Genomic DNA, 14,936 nt, shown 5'->3' with positions numbered 1-14,936 from the left:
CCCGTCTTTTTATATGCCGAATGCCGTGCGGCGCGCAAGCACCGCGCGCAGGTCAGAGATCGCCGAGATGGCGGCGCAGGAACTCGTGGAAGTGCTGCATGCCGTCTTCCATCGGGCTCTGGTACGGGCCGACCTGCGATTCGCCGCGCGCCATCAGTGCACGGCGGCCTGCGTCCATCCGCATCGCGATTTCGTCGTCCTCGATGGCCGTTTCCATATAGGCGGCGCGCTCGGCCTCGACGAACTCGCGCTCGAACAGCGCGATTTCCTCGGGGTAGTAGAACTCGACGATGTTGGTCGTCTTCTGCGGGCCGCGCGGAATCAGCCACGACACGACGAGCACGTGCGGATACCACTCGATCATCAGGCCCGGGTAGTAGACCATCCAGATCGCGCCGAACTCCGGCGGCACGCCGTTGCGGAACTTGAGCACCTGCTCGTGCCAAGTCTTGTAGGTCGCGCTGCCCGGTTTCGCGAGCGCGTTGTGCACGCCGACCGTCTGCACGCTGTACCAGTCGCCGAACTCCCATTTGAGATCGTCGCACGACACGAAGCTGCCGAGGCCCGGGTGGAACGGGACGACGTGGTAATCCTCGAGGTAGACCTCGATGAACGTCTTCCAGTTGTAATCGCACTCGTGCACTTCGACGTGATCGAAGTGATACTCGGAGAAGTCGAAGTGATGCTTCGTGCCGAGGTTCGCGAGATCGCGCGCGACGTTGCGGCCTTCGGCCTCGAACAGCAGCCCCTGCCAGTTCTGCAGCGGGCTCTTGCCGAGGTTCAGGCACGGCTTGTCGGGGAAGTGCGGCGCGCCGAGCAGCTGGCCTTCCAGATCGTACGTCCAGCGGTGCAGCGGACACACGATGTTCTGCGTGTGGCCGCGCCCGTTCAGCATGATCGCCTGCCGGTGGCGGCACACGTTCGACAGCAGTTCGATCTGGTTCGCCGGGTTGCGGACCAGCACGCGGCCTTCCTTCTCGGACGGCAGCGCAAAATAATCCCCCGCCTCGGGCACCATCAACTCGTGCCCGACGTAACGAGGTCCTTTCTTGAAGAGGGTTTCGATCTCGCGCTCGAGCAGCGCCTCATCGAAGTATGCAGTGACTGGAAGCTGGCTGTGAGCCGACTTCAACTGAAGCGCATCGCTCAGATTGGACATTCCCACTCCCGGTGTTAGCGTGAAAGCAGTGAACAACCCAACCATCGAAAAATCGATTTAGGGAAACGCGGAATTATACCCGGTTCGCCTCGCAAGGCTAGGATTAAGTGCCTGATTTGTGTCAATTTTTTGTCCGGCGGCGATCGGGTGGCGCACAATGTGTGTCGAAGAAGGGGCCCGAATGCGTGCCCGGGTGCCAAGTCGGCAGGTCGGAAAATTCTCTTTTGCCGTAGAATGTCCGACTTGTTTTGAAATTTGACACCCTCGTCCATGGCGAAAACCGCATCCCAAGGCGCCACCCCGCCCGGCAATGGCACCGAACCGTTGCCGGACAACTATGAAACGGCGCTCGCGGAACTCGAGACGCTGGTTGCCCGGATGGAAGGCGGCACGTTGAGCCTCGAGGATTCGCTCGCTGCGTATCGCCGCGGTGCGACTCTCGTTGCGTTTTGCCAACAGCAGCTCGAGAAAGTGGAACAGCAGGTTCGCGTGCTCGACGGCGCGACGCTGAAGCCGCTTTCGTCCGGAACGGCCGCCACGGACGGCGAAGACGACGATCTATGACATTCGAACAATGGATGCGGTCCGTGCTCGACCGTGTCGAGGACGCACTCGGCCACTATTTGCCGGCTGACAACGTGGTGCCCACGCAACTCCACGAAGCGATGCGCTACGCGGTCCTCGGCGGCGGCAAACGCGTTCGCCCGCTGCTGTGCCATGCAGCAGGCGAACTGACCGGCGCGACCGAAGCGGCGCGCAACGCGGCAGCGGCGGCGCTGGAGATGATCCACGTCTACTCGCTCGTGCACGACGACATGCCGTGCATGGACGACGACGCGCTGCGACGCGGCAAGCCGACCGTGCACGTGCAGTACGACGAGCCGACGGCGCTGCTGGTCGGCGATGCGCTGCAGTCGCAGGCTTTCGTCGCGCTGACCGACGCCGCCGCGCTGTCGCCGGTGCAGCAGGCCGCGCTCGTGCGCGAGCTGGCGCTGGCGAGCGGCTCGATCGGCATGGCCGGCGGGCAGGCGATCGACCTGGCGAGCGTCGGCCTCAAGCTGACGCGCGAGCAGCTCGAGACGATGCACCGGATGAAGACGGGCGCGCTGTTGCGCGCGGCCGTGCGGATGGGCGCGCTGGCGGGCGACACGCCGTCGGCGGAGGCGATGGCCGCGCTCGACGTCTACGCGGGGGCCGTGGGTCTGGCCTTCCAGGTCGTCGACGACATTCTCGACGTCACGACCGATTCGGCGACGCTCGGCAAGACGGCCGGCAAGGATGCGGCGAACGACAAGCCGACCTACGTATCGATCCTCGGCCTCGACGCGTCGCGTGAGCTCGCAGCCCAGCTGCGCGCCGAAGCGCATGATGCGCTGAAACCGTTCGGCGCACGCGCACAGCGTCTCGCCGAACTTGCCGACCTGGTGGTGAACCGGGTCAGCTGACGCGAAGCCCGCCGCTGCGCACACGCTACGGTGCGTGCAATAGAATGCGGGCGCGTTTGATTTCCTACAATGGAACGACGATGTACGACTTGCTGAAAACCATCGACGACCCGGCGGATCTGCGCCGCCTCGATCGTCGCCAACTCCAACCGCTCGCGGATGAACTGCGCGCGTTCGTGCTCGACAGCGTGTCGAAGACGGGCGGCCATCTGTCGTCCAACCTCGGGACGGTCGAGCTGACGATCGCGTTGCACTACGTGTTCAACACGCCGAACGACCGGATCGTCTGGGACGTGGGTCACCAGACCTACCCGCACAAGATCCTGACGGGCCGCCGCGACCAGATGCATTCGCTGCGCCAGTACGACGGCATCTCGGGTTTCCCGCGCCGCAGCGAGTCGGAATACGACACGTTCGGCACCGCGCACTCGAGCACGTCGATCTCGGCGGCGCTCGGGATGGCGATCGGCAGCCAGCTGAACGGCGACGACCGCTTCTCGATCGCGGTGATCGGCGACGGCGCAATGACGGCCGGCATGGCGTTCGAGGCGATGAACAACGCGGGCGTGTCGGAGGATGCGAAGCTGCTCGTGATCCTCAACGACAACGACATGTCGATTTCGCCGCCGGTCGGCGCGCTGAACCGCCATCTCGCGCGCCTGATGTCGGGCCGCTTCTACGCGGCCGCGCGTGCGGGCGTCGAGCGCGTGCTGAGCGTGGCGCCGCCGGTGCTCGAACTCGCGCGCAAGCTCGAGGAGCACGCGAAGGGCATGGTCGTGCCGGCCACGCTGTTCGAGGAGTTCGGCTTCAACTACATCGGCCCGATCGACGGTCACGATCTCGATTCGCTGATCCCGACGCTGCAGAACATCCGCGAACTGCGCGGCCCGCAATTCCTGCACGTGGTGACGAAGAAAGGCCAGGGCTACAAGCTCGCCGAAGCGGATCCCGTGCTCTATCACGGCCCCGGCAAGTTCAACCCGGCGGAAGGCATCAAGCCGTCGGCCACGCCCGCGAAAAAGACTTATACGCAAGTATTCGGCGAATGGCTGTGCGATGAAGCCGAGCGCGATACGCGCGTCGTCGGCATCACGCCCGCGATGCGCGAAGGCTCGGGCATGGTCGAGTTCGAGAAGCGTTTCAAGGATCGCTACTACGACGTCGGCATCGCCGAGCAGCACGCGGTGACGTTCGCGGGCGGTCTCGCGACCGAAGGGCTGAAGCCCGTCGTCGCGATCTACTCGACGTTCCTGCAGCGTGCGTACGACCAGCTGATCCACGACGTCGCGCTGCAGAACCTGCCGGTCGTGTTCGCGATCGACCGCGCGGGCCTCGTCGGCGCCGACGGCGCGACGCACGCGGGCGCATACGATCTCGCGTTCATGCGCTGCATCCCGAACATGACGATCATGGCCGCGTCCGACGAGGACGAGTGCCGCCAGATGCTGCACACGGCGCTGCAGCAGCCGAACCCGACCGCGGTGCGCTATCCGCGCGGCGCGGGCACCGGCGTGCCGACGGTCAAGGAATTCACCGAGATTCCGCTCGGCAAGGGTGAAGTGCGTCGCCGTACGTCGCAGCCGGAAGGCAAGCGCGTCGCGATCCTCGCGTTCGGCACGATGGTCGCGCCGTCGCTCGCGGCGGGCGAGGAGCTCGACGCCACGGTCGCGAACATGCGTTTCGTGAAGCCGGTCGATGCGGCGCTCGTGCGTGAACTCGCCGAGACGCACGACTACCTCGTCACGGTCGAGGAAGGCTGCGTGATGGGCGGTGCGGGCTCGGCCTGCGTCGAAGCCCTGATGGAGAGTGGGGTTATCCGACCCGTAATACAATTGGGCCTCCCTGACCAGTTCATCGATCACGGTGATCCCGCGAAGCTGCTGTCGCAATGCGGCCTCGACGGCGCGGGCATCGCGAAATCGATTCGCGAACGCTTCCTGAGCCCGGCGGCCGATGTCGCCGATCAGGCGAAGCGCGTCGCATAAGCTGGCGCCGCCTGCGGGCGGCGTCGGTGCGACTGGCGCAACCGGTCTACATTGATGCGGAAAACATGGGCCTGCGGGCCCATGTTGCTTTTCCGGCTGCCGCGTGACGCGGCGTGCGCGTCGTCGAACGCGCGGCTTACAAGGATTGAACAAGATGAACCAGATGAATCCCGCCTTCGTGATGCCCGACGTGCAGAGCACGGTGGATACCCGCCAGATTCCGATTCAGCGCGTGGGCGTGAAGGCGGTCCGGCATCCGTTGACGGTGTGTACCGAGAGCGGCGACGTGCAGCCGAGCGTCGGCGTCTGGAATCTCGACGTGCGCCTGCCTGCCGATCAGAAGGGCACGCACATGTCGCGCTTCGTCGCGCTGCTCGAAGAGAACCGTGCGCCGCTGACGGTCGAGCGCTTCCGCGCGATGCTCGCGTCGATGCTGGAGAAGCTGGAAGCCGAGGCCGGCCGCATCGAGGTCACGTTCCCGTACTTCGTGAACAAGACGGCGCCGGTGTCGGGCGTGCAGAGCCTGCTCGACTACGAAGTGACGCTCGCGGGCGAATGCCGCAACGGCGAAACGCGCCTGTTCCTGAAGGTGCTCGTGCCGGTGACGAGCCTGTGCCCGTGTTCGAAGAAGATTTCGCAGTACGGCGCGCACAACCAGCGCTCGCACGTGACGATCGATGCCGAACTCGCAGCCGACCTGCCGGTCGAGGCGCTGATCCGCATCGCGGAAGAAGAGGCGTCGTGCGAGCTGTGGGGCTTGCTGAAGCGTCCGGACGAGAAGTTCGTGACGGAGCGCGCATACGAAAACCCGAAGTTCGTCGAGGATCTGGTGCGCGACGTCGCGCAGCGTCTCGACGCGGACGAGCGCGTGATCGCCTACGTGCTCGAAGCCGAGAACTTCGAATCGATCCACAATCACAGCGCGTATGCGCTGATCGAGCGCGACAAGCGACACGCTGCGTAACGTCGGGGCACTGCGGCGCTGCGGCGCTGCGTCGACTTGCCGCTGCAATGAAAAAGGCCGCTCGAATCGAGCGGCCTTCTTGTTTTCCGTCCGGCGCGTGCAGGTGCGAGCGACGTTGCGCCGCGCCGCGCGACTCAGCGTGCGAGCGACGCGAGATCCCAGCGTGGCTTCACCGTGAACGCGTAGTCCGCATTCGCCTGCTCGGGCCAGCGGCCGAGCCGCAATGCGCCGGCAAGCGCGATCATTGCGCCGTTGTCGGTGCAGAGCGCGAGATCGGGGTAGTGCACGTCGAAGCCGCGCTTGGCCGCGGCGTCCGACAGCGCCGCGCGCAACTGGCGGTTCGCACCGACGCCGCCCGCGACCACGAGACGCTTGAGCTTCGTCTTCTTGAGCGCGGCGAGCGATTTCGCGACGAGCACGTCGACGGCTGCGTCGACGAAGCCGCGCGCGAGATCGGCCTTCGCGCGCTCGAGCGCAACGCCCTCCAGCTTCGCCGCTTCGAACTTCTTCATCTGCGTGAGCACGGCCGTCTTCAGGCCGCTGAAGCTGAAGTCGAGATCGCCCGAATGCAGCATCGGGCGCGGCAGCACGACCGCGCCCGGCGTACCCGTTTCCGCGAGCTTCGACACTTCCGGGCCGCCCGGATAGCCGAGGCCGATCAGCTTCGCCGTCTTGTCGAACGCTTCGCCGGCCGCGTCGTCGAGCGTCTCGCCGAGCGTCTCGTACACGCCGACGTCGGTCACGCGCATCAGTTGCGTGTGGCCGCCCGACACCAGCAGCGCAATGAACGGGAACGGCGGCGGTTCGTCGACGAGCAGCGGCGACAGCAGGTGGCCTTCGAGGTGATGGATGCCGACGGTCGGCTTGTTCCATGCGAGCGCGAGCGCGTTCGCGATGCTCGCGCCGACCAGCAGCGCGCCGGCGAGGCCGGGGCCTTGCGTGAATGCGATCGCGTCGATGTCGTCGCGGCGCGTGCCGCTTTGCGCCATGACTTCCTCGAGCAGCGGCAGCGCGCGGCGGATGTGGTCGCGCGACGCGAGCTCGGGCACGACGCCGCCGTATTCGCGGTGCATCGCGATCTGCGAATGGAGCGCATGCGCGAGCAGGCCGCGCTGCGTGTCGTAGAGCGCGAGGCCGGTTTCGTCGCAGGAGCTTTCGATGCCGAGAACGAGCATGGGTCAGGGCGGGGCGCGCTGCATCGAGCGCGCCGCAGGAAGGTAAACGTAACCGCAAATTATAGCAGGCGATGGCCGGCCGCCGCCGGGTGCGGCCCGGGCGCGCTAGCTGAAGACGAGCCGAATCTCTGCCGCGCTGGGCGTGTAGACTGTTCCAGTTCTGCCCCTTCCAGCCCGTCAGGGAGTCTCGGGTACGCCGGTTCATGAATCTGAGTCATCGATACTGTTTTGGTCCTGGCAGGCTCCACAGACTGGTTAGTTTGATCAGCGCTTAGGTGGATCGAGATGCCCTGACAGCCTAGATGCGGCGAGGTCGGCATGGCCCGTGCGCATGATCTGGCAGATGGCGCTGTGGCGATGCGTTGGTCAGCGTCAGGATATGATCCTACGGCGCTGATCTGGATGCCTGCGCGAACACGCGCCGAAAACGGAGCCAATCATATCGACCAGGCGCCTGCTGCCCAGTTTGCAGGAAAACCCGCCGCACATATGGCAGGTTCGCAGCAGTGAGCATCGAACGTGGCCAGCCCGTGAATATGGAATGGGTCTTCGGCAATCATTTTCTCGATATCCCGTGGTTGGCCCGCATACGCGAGCACGAATCCGCCGTTTTCTTCATGCAGCGGGCCCGCGGCAAGGATATTTCCCGCCTGTGCGTATCTGACGAGCCATGCCTTGTGGGCATCGAGATGCGCCTGGATTTCTTCGATGGGACGGACGTAGCCGAGCTTGATGGCGAACAGCATAAGCGACCCCTGTTACTGGATGGTTTGCTCACCGGACGTGCGCAAGTTGACGAGTACCTCGGTCAGGGACGCCATGGCGAGTGCGATGCCCTCGTCCCGGACAGCTTGACCTTTCGACGCCCCCTCTGCTCGTACGAACCGGACGTCGGTGATGCCCAGGAAACCGAAGAACGCCTGCAGGTAGCTTTCCTGGAAATCCATGTGTGCGAGCGGCGCTTCCACGTAAAACCCACCGCGCGCCGAGGCTACGATCACCTGCTTGCCGCCCGCCAGGCCGACCGGGCCGTTTTCGGTATACCGGAACGTGCGCCCGGCCTGGGCCACACGATCAAGCCATGCTTTCAACTGACTCGATACCGAAAAGTTGTACATCGGCGCACCGACGACAATGACGTCGCTCGCTAGAAACTCCTTGACGAGTGCTTCGGACAGCTCATGTTCGTGCGCGGTGGCGTCGTCGAGAGCACCGACGTCGATCTGGCGAAATCCTGCTGCGATTGGGCCGCTGAGATGCCGGATTTCGTCACGGACGAGATCACGATACGTCACATGCGCCGATGGATGCTGCGCCCGGAGAACAGCTGCCACGGCCGCGGACAGCTCTCGCGTGATGGAACTGTTGCCGAGCATGCTCGAATCGAGATGAAGGATATTCATTGAAGCCTGCCTGTCAGGGGAGGAGTGAAGCGCGTCGAAACGCGCTGGAATTCATTGCGATGCCTTCCGGGCGGCCAGATCGATCAGCCTCGCGACCTCGTCCGGGTGAGATAGCATCGACATGTGGCTGGAGCGAATCGACCTGACCGTTGCCCCGATGTGCTGCGCAATGGCTTGCTGCACGGCGGGCTTCAGCGCATTGTCGTTGGTGGTTCGCAGATACCAGACAGGCTTGTCGTGCCAGGCCGCGTGCTGGATCTTCCCGGTGAAGCAGGCCGCCGCGACAGGCTGTTGAACCGATGCCAGGACGCGAGCCTGTTCGAGCGGAATGTCCGCCGCCATGACGTGCTGAAACGCTCGCGCATCGTCGAGCCAGATCAGCCCGTGGGCGTCCGGTGCGAGGCCGGTCATCGGCGCGTGGAGGCGTTGCAGAAGGTCGGCGACGGACTCGCCGTCGTCCGGTACCAGCGCGGACAGATAGACCAGGCCTTTCACATTGGCAGCGTTGCCGGCCTGCGTGACGACCGCGCCGGCCCAGGAGTGGCCCACCAGCAGTACGTCGCCGGTTTGCCGATGCAGGACGCTTTCGGTGGCGGCAACGTCGTCTGCGAGCGAAGTGAGAGGGTTTTGCACAGCAGTGACGCGGTAACCCATGCGCTGTAGCCTGACGATCACGTGGCTCCAACTTGATCCGTCCGCAAAGGCGCCATGCACGAGGACAATGTTGCGCACAGCCGGCGCCGCAGTCGCTGCCGCATGAGCCGTCGTCAGCGTCGCCGTGAAGGCTACGGCAGCAACCAGTCGGCTGAACCATGCGGACCGACGGCGCGCGCGTCTCTGAAAGAGCGAGACCGGACAGTCGTGAAGGAATGGGAATTTCATGTGAAAGCGAATCGTTGAGGGGACGTGCCAAATTTATCCGGCTTCAGTGAACCGTTGCAGGTGGCAAACTCGCCAACATTCATGCAAAATTCGCCACCCCCCCTGAGACACGGAGCGCGCCGTGCGCATAGGAATCGTTGCAGTCGAAGGCAGCCTGCTCTCCGCCATTAGCGGCCTTGCCGATCTGTTCTGGATGACGGAGCAGGCGTTACGCGCACCGCCTGCCGAAGCGTCATATGACCTGCCCGGCCGAGCCCTCCCAACCTTCGAGACCGTCATCGCAAGCGCGGATGGGAAGGGCCTGCGCGATCCGCAGGGCCGGCTGATTCCGATCGATGCCTCGTTTCGGGAATTAACGCAATGCGACGTGGCGCTTGTCACCGGTATGGCACTGGGGCCGGACCGGCTACCCCCTGTATCCGCATCGATCGGCCACGCGGCAACGTGGCTGCAAGAGCGTCATCAGGCCGGTGCGCTGGTGGGCGCTGCGTGTGCAGGTACCTTCGTGCTCGGAGAGGCCGGCTTGCTGAACGGCAGGCGCTGTACGACCACGTGGTGGCTCCACCATGCGTTCAGGCAGCGGTTTCCCAAGGCACGCGCGGTGTGGGGCACGGCAGTGGAAGAGCAGGATCGGATCGTGACGACAGGCGGTCCGCTGTCCTGGGTGGATCTGGCCTTGCACGTGATCAGGCGCGAGGCAGGGCCCGATGTGGCCCGTCTCGCCGCAGATATCTCCGTGGCCGACAGCTTGCCGCTGCCGCAACTGGTTTATGCGCCACGTGGGTTCGTCAACGCCACCGACCCGCTGCTTCTGCAAGCAGAGCAGATCGTTCGCCATGCCAGCCCTGGATTGACCGCTGAAGCGCTGGCGAGCGCGCTGAGTCTCAGTGAACGGACACTGCACCGGCGGCTGAAGCGCTTGACCGACGAGTCACCCAAAGGGTTCATTACCCGCGTGCGGATCGAAATGGCTTGCGTGTTGCTCGAGCGGCCTGGAGCAAGCATTAAGCAGGTAGCACTGCAATGCGGCTACAGTGAGGAAACGTCGTTTCGGCGTGCCTTCAGCCAACTCACCGGCATGACGCCAGCCGACTACAGGCGCTGGTCAGATGGGCGGAACGTCAGGCGTCTACCCAGTCCCCACGCACTCGAGGCCAGCGGCGATTGACGCCGTGGCTGTCGTGTCTGCAACGATGGCGGCGCTATTCGACTGGAACCTCGCTGACGTTGCGCATCCCTGTCCTCAAGTAAGCCATTACGTCGGCGACCGCTGCGTCGCGCGCGTGCGCGCACCTTAGCCAATAGGAATCAATCGATAGCCGTCCTGTTCTCGCGCCAAGTGGCCCAAAGCCGGAAATGGAAAGTGGAATCCTTGAATGAGCATCCCTTCCGCTACGGCCCGGTCATACAGTTTGATTCGTGCTTGCTGTGCCATCTCAGGATCCATGTCCGTGGCTCCGTGCCAGTGCGGATGGCGGATGAATAGCGCTGGATGTGTGGTCACGTCGCCTTGAATGACCACCTTATCGGCGCCAGATTCGACGACGAAGGACGTATGTCCCGGCGTGTGACCGTGTGTGGCCATGGACGTGACGCCCGGTGCAACCTCTGTGTCCGGCTCGAATGTTCTGACTGAGTCGCCGAGAATTCCGAATATGCGGCGTGCACGCTGGAAATTCGCCATTGTGGCTTCCGATTCCGCTCGAGCCATGTTTGCGTCGTTCAGCCAAAACGCGTATTCGGCAGCAGGTACCCAGATTTCGGAATTCGGAAATGCCGCGCGGCCATCTGCTGTCACCAGTCCACCAATGTGATCGGCATGGAAATGCGAGATCAATACCCTGTCGACTGCGGCCGCATCGTAGCCGGCCGCTTCAAGGTTGGTATGGAACTGTCCGCCGACGCCGTTGCTCTGTCTGAAGGCCGCTTCCCCGAGCCCGGTATCAATTACGATCACGCGCCCATTAGTCTTGAGGACGACGGGGGTGAACGTTAGCGTAATGGTGTCTGTCGGCAAACGAGCCGCCTGCAGTGCGCGGACGACGTCCGCTGGCGGAACATTCGAGACGAAGTTTTCTCGACGCGGAAAGCTGTTGGCGCCATCGGAGACGGAGAGCATCTCGATCTTCCCGACAGTCCGCTGGAATACTCCGGGTATGGGTGCGGTCATGGCCGGCGACGAAGCCTCGCGAGCCGTTGCGTATTTCCCCGGCGCCAGCGTCGCGACTGCGGCTGCTGCGGTTCCTGCGAGGAAAGTTCGACGCGAATGATTTGTCATGGCTGTTACGTCCGTGGTGGTTTGGAGACCAGACGATGTGCGGGGAATATCGCTCGTCATCTGTTATGTCTTGAACACCCTCATTTTGCGGGTTTACACCATTGAATTGCAGATATAAATAAGTAAAACAGTTATATTGGCAAATCATGAAACCGGGGCGGGAAACACATGAACCGAGATGACCTAATCGACCTGAATGCCTTCGTCGCTGTTGCAGAGGAAAGGAGTTTCACGCGCGCCGCAGCGCGCCTGCTGACGTCGCAGTCCGCTCTAAGCCACACTTTGCGGCGGCTTGAAACGCGGCTCGGTGTTCGTCTTCTGACGCGCACGACACGGAGCGTCGCGTTGACTCCGGCAGGCGAAACCTTCTTGCAGGGACTGAAGCCGGCTTTCGAAGCCATTGACCTGACACTTGGTACTGTCGGCTCTCTACGGGAAAGCCCCCGGGGCACTCTCCGCATCACTACTCCGCGGCATGCCGCGGTTAGCGTGTTATGGCCTGTGCTGCAGAAATTCGTCAGAGACTACCCGGACATACAAGTCGAGGTGAACATTGACGCGGCTTTCCGAGACCTCGCGGACGATCGATTCGATGCCGGTATCAGGCTTGGGGAACTGGTGGCGCCAAACATGGTTGCGGTAAAAATCGGACCTGACCTCCGCCTGGCGATCGTGGCCACGCCCGGCTACGTTGCCCAACGCGGCATACCTACCCATCCCCATCAGTTGGCCCAGCACGCCTGCATCAATTTTCGCCTGCCCGGCTCAGGGGCGCTTTATGCCTGGCAATTCAAAAAAGGCCGACAGGAAATGAAAGTGCGCGTTGAAGGACCTTTGACTTTCGATGACCCGGACATGATCCTGGCGGCTGCGGTGGACGGGCAGGGTGTTGCCTGCCTCGTCGAAGACCATGCTGCCCCGATGATTCGCGATGGTCGTCTCGTCCGTCTTCTCGAGGATTGGTGTTCACCCTTTTCCGGCTACCATCTCTATTACCCAACCAGAAAGAACAATTCTGCAGCGTTCCGCTTGCTGGTTGACCGACTGCGCACTCAGCACTGACATTCTTCAGTGGCCGGCAGTCTTCCGCGCGTTGTGAATTCCGTGCTTGCCAGAATGACAAATTCGTTTGCCCGACAGACCAGTTGTCAAACTGGCGGAACGTAAGAAGCCTGACGCCCCCAAAGCATGCGAGGTGGCCGCCATTGACGCCGCGGCGAGCCTGATTGCCGCGACGACGGGCTAGTTGCCCGGCGCGTCGCCGCCGCTACCCAGCACTGTCTTGAGATACGCCATCACGTCGACGATTGCCGCGTCGCGCGCCTGCGCATTGCCTCCAACGTGGGGGTCGGTCTGAACGCAATCGTCGTGAAAGGAAAAGGGTGAACCGGTGGCCTCGTTCATCAGTTCGCCGCTTTCGTTTTCGACGATACGGCACGCCCGTACCGTTTGCGCGCCCTTTACGACGACAGTGGGCATCGCGTACGGCATGTCGAACGCATGCGATGCGTGCGGAAAAACCGTCATGGTGGCGTCTTTGCCGGCCTGTTGCAGCCGCTCGAAGTATGCGGCACAGGCCGGCGCAGGGTCGTAATCGTCGTCTGCCCCATGGAATTCGCGGATTGGCCCGTTGACGTCGGTGTCGTCGCGATAACGGGTCATGCAGTCGGGATAGAAGGGCATATAGGCACGAAAGCGAACACCAGACGTATTCCACAGGCGATTGAGTCGCGTCATGGCGGCGTAGAGCGTTGCCTGTCCACCTCTCGAAAATCCCATCAGCATGATCTTGTCCGGATCGACGCGGGAATCGTGCGAGAGCAGGTCCAGCGCCCGATATGCGTCGAGAACGAGGTTCAGCCGACCAAGCTGCGACTGATCCTGGCTGGTGGCCCTGATCCCGCGGCCGGTGAATCCATCGATTGCGAACGTCCCGATACCGTTCTCGTTGAACGTGCGCTCCCACATTTCGATGTTCGCGCCCATTCCGCTCGAACCATGAATCAGCACTACTACCGGCTGCCTTCCCGTGTGCTTCGCGAGGCGCAGGATGCCGGCTACCGTCACGGCCTTTCCATTCTTGTTGCCGGTCAGCATCTGACTGTCGGTGAGGGTGAGTGAGGAAATCTGGTGGACCTCGACGTGGGCGGCCATGTCGGAACTGCTTCGCGCGTGTGCACACTGCGCGGCAATCCATAGTGCGGCGACGAGCAGCGCTTTGATGAGCTTCATTGATGCGTCTCCAGGATGACGGGCTGACGGCTGCGCTGCCTCAAGCGCCCGATTCTTTTGATTACTCCGTGGCGGTCGCGTATCGCCGGCCGGGCAGCCCGACACAAACGCTCGGCGCCGCCCGCGCTCGATGTCGTCAATGTCCGGTTTGCAGCGTGCCCCGCGCGATTTGATCGCGTTCGAGTGACTGGAACAAAGCCTTGAAGTTGCCTTCGCCGAAACCGTCGTCGCCTTGTCGCTGAATGAACTCGAAAAAGACGGGCCCGAGCAGCGTTTGAGAGAAGATCTGCAGCAACAGGCGTGGCTTTTCATCTGCCGTGCTGCCGTCCAGCAGGATGCCGCGCGTTTTCAGTTGGTCGACCGGCTGGCCATGCCCCGGCAATCGCGCTTCCAGCGCGTCGTAGTAGAAATCGTTGGGCGCGGTCATCAACGGCACACCGGCGAACTGTAACCGGTCGATCGTGTCCACGAGGTTATCCGTAGCGAGGGCGATATGCTGTATTCCTTCGCCGTTGAACTGCATCAAGAATTCCTCGATCTGTCCGCTGCCGCGCGACGATTCCTCGTTGAGCGGGATGCGAATTTTGCCGTCAGGCGCTGTCATCGCCCGCGAAGCGAGGCCCGTGTACTCGCCCTGTATATCGAAGTAGCGAATCTCGCGGAAGTTGAAGAGCTTCTCGTAGAATCCGGCCCAGTGCGCCATTCGGCCGCGGTAGACGTTGTGCGTCAGATGATCGATGCGCGTCAAACCGTGCCCGACCGGATGTCGGTCAACGCCTTCGATGAACGAAAAGTCGATGTCGTAGATGGACTGGCCATCTTCGAACCGGTCGATCAGGTAGATCGGTGCGCCGCCGATGCCGCGAATCGCGGGGAGCCGCAGTTCCATCGGCCCAGTCGGAATGTCGACGGGCTGGGCGCCCATTGCAAGGGCGCGATCGTAGGCATGGTGGGCATCGCGGACGCGGAACGCCATTCCGCAGGCGCTCGGACCGTGCTCAGCAGCGAAGTACGCAGCCTGGCTTTGTGGCTGACGGTTGACGATGAAATTGATATCGCCTTGTCGGTACAGCAACACGTCTTTCGAACGATGGTGCGCAACCAGCGTGAAACCGAGTTTTTCGAACACGGTTTCGAGGATGCCGGGAATAGGGGACGCGAATTCGACGAATTCGAATCCCGTCAGCCCCATTGGGTTCTCAAAAAGATCAGTCATTGTGCTTCTCCGCGAAATGTACAGGGTCAGGCCGCATTACTGCAGAGTTCGCCGACGAGCTCCGGCACCAGAGAGAACAGATCGCCGACGAGGCCGTAGTCGGCCACGCTGAAGATCGGCGCTTCCGGATCCTTGTTGATCGCGACGATCACCTTCGAATCCTTCATGCCGGCCAGATGCTGGATCGCACCCGAGAT

At 63.0% G+C, this 14,936-nt stretch carries 14 protein-coding genes and 1 pseudogene; 6 read left to right on the top strand and 9 right to left on the bottom strand.

Annotation, left to right across the window (positions count from 1 at the left end; all coding sequences use genetic code 11):
• Nucleotides 1-52 precede the first annotated feature (52 nt).
• The gene (locus DID99_RS22745; protein WP_044845269.1) at nt 53-1,159 is read right to left on the bottom strand and encodes an aromatic ring-hydroxylating dioxygenase subunit alpha; all 1,107 of its coding nucleotides are present in this window, start codon (nt 1,157-1,159) and stop codon (nt 53-55) included.
• Between the two features lie 270 nt (nt 1,160-1,429).
• On the opposite strand from DID99_RS22745, the gene DID99_RS22740 reads away from it, so the two are divergent.
• The 4 genes from DID99_RS22740 to folE2 all read left to right on the top strand — a co-directional run bounded on the left by DID99_RS22740 (nt 1,430) and on the right by folE2 (nt 5,553).
• Nucleotides 1,430-1,723: an exodeoxyribonuclease VII small subunit gene (locus DID99_RS22740; protein WP_044845270.1), complete on the top strand. Its 294-nt coding sequence runs from the start codon at nt 1,430-1,432 to the stop codon at nt 1,721-1,723.
• Nucleotides 1,720-2,604 (top strand): polyprenyl synthetase family protein, encoded by an 885-nt coding sequence (locus DID99_RS22735; protein WP_044845271.1) that lies wholly within the window; start codon nt 1,720-1,722, stop codon nt 2,602-2,604. Before DID99_RS22740 ends, DID99_RS22735 begins: the two co-directional genes overlap by 4 nt.
• Nucleotides 2,605-2,684: 80 nt before the next feature.
• Nucleotides 2,685-4,589: a 1-deoxy-D-xylulose-5-phosphate synthase gene (dxs, locus tag DID99_RS22730; protein WP_044845272.1), complete on the top strand. Its 1,905-nt coding sequence runs from the start codon at nt 2,685-2,687 to the stop codon at nt 4,587-4,589.
• Nucleotides 4,590-4,743: 154 nt separating this feature from the next.
• Nucleotides 4,744-5,553: a GTP cyclohydrolase FolE2 gene (folE2, locus tag DID99_RS22725; RefSeq protein ID WP_124486428.1), complete on the top strand. Its 810-nt coding sequence runs from the start codon at nt 4,744-4,746 to the stop codon at nt 5,551-5,553.
• A gap of 134 nt (nt 5,554-5,687) precedes the next feature.
• Here folE2 and tsaD read toward each other — a convergent pair whose 3' ends face one another.
• The 4 genes from tsaD to DID99_RS22705 all read right to left on the bottom strand — a co-directional run bounded on the left by tsaD (nt 5,688) and on the right by DID99_RS22705 (nt 9,013).
• Entirely contained in the window at nt 5,688-6,728 is a 1,041-nt protein-coding gene (tsaD, locus tag DID99_RS22720) for a tRNA (adenosine(37)-N6)-threonylcarbamoyltransferase complex transferase subunit TsaD (RefSeq protein WP_124646477.1), read from the bottom strand.
• Nucleotides 6,729-7,165: 437 nt separating this feature from the next.
• Entirely contained in the window at nt 7,166-7,474 is a 309-nt protein-coding gene (locus DID99_RS22715) for a YciI family protein (RefSeq protein WP_124522667.1), read from the bottom strand.
• A gap of 12 nt (nt 7,475-7,486) precedes the next feature.
• Nucleotides 7,487-8,131: an FMN-dependent NADH-azoreductase gene (locus tag DID99_RS22710; protein ID WP_124667571.1), complete on the bottom strand. Its 645-nt coding sequence runs from the start codon at nt 8,129-8,131 to the stop codon at nt 7,487-7,489.
• Between the two features lie 51 nt (nt 8,132-8,182).
• On the bottom strand, nt 8,183-9,013 hold the full coding sequence (locus DID99_RS22705; RefSeq protein WP_124522671.1) for an alpha/beta fold hydrolase: 831 nt from the start codon (nt 9,011-9,013) through the stop codon (nt 8,183-8,185).
• Between the two features lie 121 nt (nt 9,014-9,134).
• Here DID99_RS22705 and DID99_RS22700 point away from each other — a divergent pair, with 121 nt between their 5' ends.
• Nucleotides 9,135-10,181, top strand: a complete 1,047-nt coding sequence (locus DID99_RS22700) for a GlxA family transcriptional regulator (RefSeq protein ID WP_124522673.1) — start codon at nt 9,135-9,137, stop codon at nt 10,179-10,181.
• 126 nt (nt 10,182-10,307) lie between these two features.
• Here the strand turns inward: DID99_RS22700 and DID99_RS22695 are convergent, their stop codons facing one another.
• On the bottom strand, nt 10,308-11,351 hold the full coding sequence (locus tag DID99_RS22695; protein ID WP_260426290.1) for an MBL fold metallo-hydrolase: 1,044 nt from the start codon (nt 11,349-11,351) through the stop codon (nt 10,308-10,310).
• 108 nt (nt 11,352-11,459) lie between these two features.
• Between DID99_RS22695 and DID99_RS22690 the strand changes: the two genes are divergently transcribed.
• Nucleotides 11,460-12,353 carry a LysR family transcriptional regulator gene (locus DID99_RS22690; RefSeq protein ID WP_124522674.1) on the top strand — a complete coding sequence of 298 codons (894 nt, stop codon included), beginning with the start codon at nt 11,460-11,462 and terminating at the stop codon, nt 12,351-12,353.
• Nucleotides 12,354-12,533: 180 nt separating this feature from the next.
• Here DID99_RS22690 and DID99_RS22685 read toward each other — a convergent pair whose 3' ends face one another.
• From DID99_RS22685 to DID99_RS22675, 3 genes and pseudogenes are all read right to left on the bottom strand, one after another.
• Nucleotides 12,534-13,523 carry a dienelactone hydrolase family protein gene (locus DID99_RS22685; RefSeq protein WP_124646479.1) on the bottom strand — a complete coding sequence of 330 codons (990 nt, stop codon included), beginning with the start codon at nt 13,521-13,523 and terminating at the stop codon, nt 12,534-12,536.
• A 136-nt stretch (nt 13,524-13,659) separates the two neighbouring features.
• Nucleotides 13,660-14,739, bottom strand: a complete 1,080-nt coding sequence (hppD, locus tag DID99_RS22680) for a 4-hydroxyphenylpyruvate dioxygenase (protein WP_124646480.1) — start codon at nt 14,737-14,739, stop codon at nt 13,660-13,662.
• A 26-nt stretch (nt 14,740-14,765) separates the two neighbouring features.
• Nucleotides 14,766-14,936, bottom strand: a pseudogene (locus DID99_RS22675) (electron transfer flavoprotein subunit alpha/FixB family protein); the annotation flags it as partial.

The sequence above is a fragment of the Burkholderia sp. Bp8986 genome (assembly GCF_003854225.1).
Lineage (GTDB): Bacteria > Pseudomonadota > Gammaproteobacteria > Burkholderiales > Burkholderiaceae > Burkholderia.
This window is presented reverse-complemented; position numbering and strand designations above follow the sequence as displayed.

Bases quoted from the DNA above. Each gene is read 5' to 3' on its own strand.
- DID99_RS22690 (WP_124522674.1), top strand. From the start codon at position 11,460: ATGAACCGAGATGACCTAATCGACCTGAATGCCTTCGTCGCTGTTGCA.
- folE2 (WP_124486428.1), top strand. From the start codon at position 4,744: ATGAACCAGATGAATCCCGCCTTCGTGATGCCCGACGTGCAGAGCACG.
- DID99_RS22695 (WP_260426290.1), bottom strand. From the start codon at position 11,351: ATGACGAGCGATATTCCCCGCACATCGTCTGGTCTCCAAACCACCACG.
- dxs (WP_044845272.1), top strand. From the start codon at position 2,685: ATGTACGACTTGCTGAAAACCATCGACGACCCGGCGGATCTGCGCCGC.
- DID99_RS22705 (WP_124522671.1), bottom strand. From the start codon at position 9,013: ATGAAATTCCCATTCCTTCACGACTGTCCGGTCTCGCTCTTTCAGAGA.
- DID99_RS22715 (WP_124522667.1), bottom strand. From the start codon at position 7,474: ATGCTGTTCGCCATCAAGCTCGGCTACGTCCGTCCCATCGAAGAAATC.
- DID99_RS22740 (WP_044845270.1), top strand. From the start codon at position 1,430: ATGGCGAAAACCGCATCCCAAGGCGCCACCCCGCCCGGCAATGGCACC.
- DID99_RS22685 (WP_124646479.1), bottom strand. From the start codon at position 13,523: ATGAAGCTCATCAAAGCGCTGCTCGTCGCCGCACTATGGATTGCCGCG.
- DID99_RS22745 (WP_044845269.1), bottom strand. From the start codon at position 1,159: ATGTCCAATCTGAGCGATGCGCTTCAGTTGAAGTCGGCTCACAGCCAG.
- DID99_RS22735 (WP_044845271.1), top strand. From the start codon at position 1,720: ATGACATTCGAACAATGGATGCGGTCCGTGCTCGACCGTGTCGAGGAC.
- hppD (WP_124646480.1), bottom strand. From the start codon at position 14,739: ATGACTGATCTTTTTGAGAACCCAATGGGGCTGACGGGATTCGAATTC.
- tsaD (WP_124646477.1), bottom strand. From the start codon at position 6,728: ATGCTCGTTCTCGGCATCGAAAGCTCCTGCGACGAAACCGGCCTCGCG.
- DID99_RS22710 (WP_124667571.1), bottom strand. From the start codon at position 8,131: ATGAATATCCTTCATCTCGATTCGAGCATGCTCGGCAACAGTTCCATC.